This window comes from Massilibacteroides sp. (assembly GCF_028705895.1).
Lineage (GTDB): Bacteria > Bacteroidota > Bacteroidia > Bacteroidales > Tannerellaceae > Massilibacteroides.
The window spans coordinates 1-5,627 of record NZ_JAQWCQ010000089.1 but is presented as its reverse complement, the minus strand read 5'-3'; the positions used below and the strand labels follow the sequence as shown (position 1 = coordinate 5,627).

At 38.4% G+C, this 5,627-nt stretch carries 2 protein-coding genes; both read right to left on the bottom strand.

Annotation, left to right across the window (positions count from 1 at the left end):
• The coding region (locus PHT93_RS14670; protein ID WP_300244427.1) for a hypothetical protein at nucleotides 1-4,550 on the bottom strand (4,550 nt) is incomplete at its 3' end.
• A gap of 56 nt (nucleotides 4,551-4,606) precedes the next feature.
• Nucleotides 4,607-5,627 (bottom strand): hypothetical protein (locus PHT93_RS14665; RefSeq protein WP_300244425.1); only part of this gene is annotated, 1,021 nt, incomplete at its 5' end.

The following is a 5,627-nucleotide window of genomic DNA, read 5'->3' as shown; positions in this document are numbered from 1 at the left end:
GCGCCATTCATAGAAAAACTTTTTGTTCCATCCATAGTATTTAAAAACAAAGTCCAAGGAGAGGAAATTGAAATATATTCTTCCATAGTTCCAAAAACAGCATGAAAATCACCGCTATTATCGGTTTTCTTAACCCAAAATTCCATGGGCCATAAATGACCTTTATTTGAATCCCCAACTTTTTTTATCGCAGTTGAGCTATCAAGTCCAAACATAGCTTTTTTCCTTAAAATGTTGTTGTAATTTACTATTCCTAAGTTCTCTCTAAAGTCATCATTATCTGTTTTTGAAATGCCCAAACCTACCTGTCCCTGAACTTGGAAGAAATTGCCGTATTCGCTACCACTACTACTTCCGCTTGGACCAACTCCCATATTTCCATATACATAGGTTTGTCCAATTAAATTAGTCTTGCCAAATTGAAAGATGTTGCCGTTGCCGTCTACGAAAAAGTCTTTAATACTGATTTTCCCACCATAAATATTAAGCTGGTTGGCAGAGACTTCACCAGACTCGTTAACATAAAAGGCAGCAGGGTTGGTATTTGATTGCGTTCTCCGAGTCGGCGCTTCCAAGTCCTGCCAATCTCCCTCACTATTTATTATATAATAAGTTCCACCCGGCGTATGACCAATACCTATTTCAGCGCCTTGAATTCGACCACCGATGATATTAGAGCCGATAACATTACCGAGAAAAACGCCATTCATTGCCCAAATAGTTCCATCATAAGTTACTAAAAGATTTCTATCTCCGGGAATTTTTAGATTATTTAATACAGTAGAATAAGAATCCCAAGGAAGTTTTCCGGGCTTTAGTCCTCGAGGATGTTGCCCAATTTCTATGGCTGGAGTAGTAGAAGCTCTTGCAGGACCAAAGGTATTCTCGTAAAGACCACCTTCCCAAAAATCTACCGTTTCGCCGTCTATAGTAGGTCCTTCACTTGTCGTTCCAGCAATGGCTACTCCGGGCTTCCAAATCGCCTTATACCATATTGGAAATTCTGCATCGAAAGCATCGAGTCGTCCAAAATAATCGCCGTTAAAACCTTGGGAAACGCCATCAACAGTTACAGAATTTAGATTAGATAAATCTAAGAAAGATAATCTCATGCAATTGCTCATATCATCTCGGATACCTAAGTTTCCAGATAATCCTGTCTTGCCGCCATAAATAGTTGCATTAAAGCCATCTATCACTAAACGCCCGCCCTGATCGGCGCGTCCAAAGTAAGCAGTACCATTTTCCATAATTCCAAAAGAAGAAACGCCGTTTTGAAAACCATAAAGCCCTGTCAGATATTGTCGTTTTTCAATATCTTCTCGAGGGAACCAGTCTTCTATTTCTGAAGTATCTCCAGTAATACCGCTTTCTTTCTTCTGTCCTTTATTAATACCCATTAAAAGACCTGTGAAAGTATTCTTTAAAGGATCTTTATATCCGGCACCTATGGTTGGGGCAAATATAGTTCCGCCCTCTTCATTTATGTCAATTCCCTGCCCATTCCAGCCATTGATATCCTCATTTGTTCCATAAATATCAAGCCTAAAGACTTGATTTCTAATGAAGCGCGATACCTTTCCATCTTTTACAAAATCTGGTGAAGTTAAAGAAGCATCGGCAGATGTACCGAGGGCGCCATTGTATCCTTCCTCAAAAAAGAAATAGGATTTTGGCTTATAATAACTATCAGTATCATTCTTATATAGGTCTTGAATATCAGGGGTTATATTGTCTGGATTATATGAGGGAATTGGTGAGATTGGTCTTGAGGCATTTTCGCCATATCTGAAAATTAATTTCTCATAGGGAACTATAGGGCTGTAACCGCTTGGATTATAGTCTACATATCTCGGCCAGTTAGTATATATTTTAGACGGGTCAAAATCATTGATTCCGGCGTAATTTAAGAATACATCTATTGGATAAATAGAACTTATAGAAGCAAGTTTTTCATCATCTTTGTAGATATCGGTTTGTGCCTTAACTATAAAATTAAATCTACCGTCCTCAAGAAGAATGTCTTCGTCCAGATTGCTCTCAAACCTTACTTCAATAGCGCCGTTTCTTAGATCACTACTGGTAATAGCTTGATAACCAGCAGCATTTGCAGGATTAGTTTTTCCCATAGTTGAAGCATTATAAGGGTAAGGCGCATTTGAAGAAATATTATAAAGCTTTAACCAAGAGGAGTTTGCGAGAGCACCGGGCGCATTTTGAGGAAATCTTACATCCCAATATACCTCGTAACGATATCCCTGCGCGGCGAGACTCTCTATAGAAACGCCATTCTTTGAAGCAAAAGGTCTTAAATATAAATGAAAATTAGTATCTTGATAAAAAGTCTTATCGCTTGATTGCCGAAGAACTAACGGACAAATGCTTCTGACTTCTTGCGAGAAATCTTCATAGGTAGGATGGTTCCTATTACAAGGGAGAATCGGCGCATAAAAATCACTACCTTGACTACCCTGACCCCCATCTTTTTGAAATAGAATATTGATATTTGCTTCATATATCTCTTGGGAAGAAATAGTAACTATCCTTAAAATGAATGTATTTTCATTTTTTTCAATATCAAACTTATCCTTAATATAAAAGTGAACGGCGTAAGTCCCTTGTTCTATCCATATATCAGACATCATAGAGTTTTCAGGAGTATAGCCTTTCCCTAAGTTGTTGGCAGCTCCTAAAATAACTCCGTCAGGAGCGAGAACTTCAATACGATAATCGGTGCCGCGCCCTTCCGCCCAAGTTAGGTGGGGAACAATAATATGTTCCTTACTTGCGGCGCCATTTTTAGCCGTTCCTGTAGGTCCATAATTAAAGGTAGTCTGTCCAGTCCATTTCACAAAAAGGTCATTTTCAGAAGCTGTAATAATAGTATGTTCTAAGTTCGTTACCTCTGAAGATTCAAAAGCGGTAAGAAATACCTGTGCTCTAAAGGTAGCAACTTCATTAATAAGATACGGCGTTATTTCAATAGGATTTTTATATAATAGATCTCGATAACTTCCGTCCTGTAATAAAAGCCACCATCGGCAAGTCGGCTCAATATTAGAAGTATCGCTTTTTACTCTTAGATAAGTTTTCTTATCCAATTCATCAATATATTGCTCAATATAAAACTTATATTCACTATCAGTTCTCGTAACAGTTTGAATAACTTCTAAAGTTATTTCATCATTATATACAATTACTGCCTTATAACGCCATCTATCTAAAACAGCATCTATTGGAATTTCGATTGTGTCAAAGTCGATACTATATAAAGAAGCACCATTCAACTTCGAAATCGGCGCCCAACCCGGACCGCCATAGTCATACCAAGTTTTGCCAAACTCATCTTGTTCATCTGGCAATACTTCAGATAAGGTCATATCATATTTTTCTCTAAACCAATAGATCCGACAAGTTTCTTGAGAAGTTAAATCTTGAAATCCATATAAAAGTTTAGCCTTTAAGGTTACTGAACTACGTCCAAGCCCTTTGTCAGGTGCATAAAGGCTATCACCATAAGGAGTATCGATATAAGCCCTATAAAGATCATCAGTTAAGTTTATCTTTTCGGCGAATCGGATATCTATATTTGATACAAAGATATTATTTCTTTCGAGGTTCTCAATCCCCGGTTTCGGCAAACCTGTGATAGGATCATATTCTATCGAAAAATCTTCCGCAAAGTTGCCGTCTTGGAAAAATTCTATTTTAGAGAGTCCTTTAATACTGCCTTTCGGCACTTTAAAATAAGCCGAGTTCGGCGTACTAATATTGTATTGATAAGGCGCTCCAATGAAGTTGGAGAAAGATAACTCGAACTCGGCTTCTATAAATTGAGAAGCGGAAGGGTCATATTGAGGATGGGTTTCGGCGACATAGTCAGGGTTATCAACAATACAACTTACCCTAAGACCATATTGTCCATTAGAGTGAATATCCGTAAACTCTGTGCGGAAATCGGCAGATATATAAATATAGTCAAAGTTTTCAGAATATCTTTGTAATTGAGTATCGGCGGCGTTTAGGCGAGGACTTGGATAGTAACTATTAGGATATTTTACTTTTAAAAGAGGTATTTCTGGATAGAGTCTTAAAAAAGGCATATCTATAAAATTAGCATTTTCGCCAAGATCGCCTACCCTCATGTCATGACAGGCACAAATCCCTAAGGTTCTTCTTAAATCATCGGGATTGTACCATTCGTCAATCCAATTCGGTCCTTTAGTCACATAATAATTAGTCATTTGTGACCTTTCATTAGCACTAATGGTATTGGAGTACTGTGAACGGCTCAAAATTATTTTTTTACCAGAGAAATCACCTTGAGGAACTAATACAAATACTTGTTCGCCTTTCTTATAGACAACTGAAGGATCTACTGAAAAGGCGGAAAATATTGAGTCTTGATATTTAATTTTATATTCGCCGGTTTCTACGTTATAAGGAATAGAAACTTCGGCGTCAATAGTTAAGTCATTGCTTACTGACTCAACTCTTTTTTTGGCGATTATGTCGATAGCATTCAGTAGAACATCTACATTAATTGCCATTTATACACCTTCCTCTCATGTGGTGGGCATTTTACGCCCACCACTTTTCATATAAGTTATTCTAATGAATATTGACTTGCTCGATTGATTAATCCAGTTAAAGCATCTTCAATTTCTACTGCTGCTGTGACGCCGGGGAAGTTTGCTTCGATATCTACTTTTTGTTGAAGTTGTTTATCTGGGTTCGGCACTCTGCTTAAAGCTGCCGTAACTGAAGAGGAAATACCTCTAAACTTCTGCCCAAATACTTCTCTAATAAGTCGTACCGTCTCTAAGATATTAATTGTATCACTGTTATTCAATACAAGCTCTTTTTTGCCATCCTCGGCGAGAGTTGCTTCCATTGGACCATGCGCCAAACCACCAGATAGGAACGGCACTCCTCGGCTCATATTTGCTGGGCTTCCGTCTGATTTAACAAAACCTCGAGTGGAGTCCCAAATAATCGTTCCATCTCTAAGTCCCTCAAGGATCTCTAAGTTAGATTTCCATTGAGAATAAGCACTGTCATTTGCTCTCGCAGATAATAAAGCTTGAGCATTTTTATCTCCTTGAGTTAAGCTAAATGCTTGCTTACCATCATATCCTTGTGATAAATAGCCAGAGAAAATTGCGCCAATCTTAGCACTATAATCGACAAATACGCCAGTATCAAAGTTTGCCTTTGCTCCTGTTTGTGCAGTTTTAAGTTCTTGATATTTAGCAATTAAATCATTAATAGCGTTGATGACAGTTTCGGCATGGCTTGTCCAGTCTTTCGCCCAGCTACCCGTCTGTTCAGCTTGCTGTTTAATAGCTTCGTTCATGCGTTGAACAGCAGCCGATACATGAGATTCAGTCAGTCCAGAATCGGCGATGATGGTTTTGGCGGTTTGATCGGTTATCTGTCCAAGGTTATTAATATCCACTCCAGCGTCTTTAGTGCTTTTCGCGATATCTTCTTGAAGCTTATTCCAAGCCGTTATCATTTCTTCTACTGCTGTGCCGACGGTAGTCTTAAGTTCTAAATGTCCTTCTTTAGAGAGATATAGTTGATACAGCTCTTCGCCGATTACATTCTTTAAGTTCGCGGCTCCA